The 661-nt window shown below is 52.6% G+C and carries 1 pseudogene; it reads right to left on the bottom strand.

Features of this window, described 5'->3' with window-relative positions:
- Window positions 1-661: pseudogene (locus AB4653_RS26805) on the bottom strand (hypothetical protein); the annotation flags it as partial.

Here is a 661-nt window from a genome sequence, read left to right as displayed (position 1 = left end):
TGTGCCGTAAAGGGTTTCTAGTGTAACGCTCACGTCAACTGACGCAGCTTTACTTAAGCTCACATCGAAACTCGCGGTTGAGCCTTCGTTGATAACTTTGCTGTCTTCGATGCTCACAGCTGGGCGATCATCTGGATTCACTGGCGGAGTAGGATCGGTTGGGTCAACCGGGACTGTGCCGTCATCTTTGATGGTTAGCTCACCCGTACCCGTACCCGTGACGCCGTTTGCACCCGTCACTTTCAGGCTCAGTTTCTCATCACCTTCGTATGTGCCGTCGTCTTTGGTCGCGACTTCAACGATTAACTTAGTTTCACCCGCTTTGACTGTGTAAGAGCCATCAGCGTTCGGTGTCACTACGTTACCCGCGGCATCTTTCACAACAACGCTGTTGATGTCGTCCGCTGTTGCTGTGCCGTAAAGGGTTTCTAGCGTTACGCTGACGTCGATGGATGCAGCTTTGCTTAAGCTGACATCGAAGCTCGCGGTTGAACCTTCGTTAATAACTTTGCTGTCTTCGATGCTCACACTTGGGCGATCATCTGGATTCACTGGCGGAGTTGGATCGGTTGGGTCTACAGGACCGGTGCCATCATCTTTAATGGTTAGCTCACCCGTACCAGTGCCTGTTACGCCCGTCGCGCCCGTCACTTTCAGGCTC

The organism is Vibrio sp. 10N.222.48.A3 (genome assembly GCF_041475345.1).
Lineage (GTDB): Bacteria > Pseudomonadota > Gammaproteobacteria > Enterobacterales > Vibrionaceae > Vibrio > Vibrio tasmaniensis_A.
This window is presented reverse-complemented; position numbering and strand designations above follow the sequence as displayed.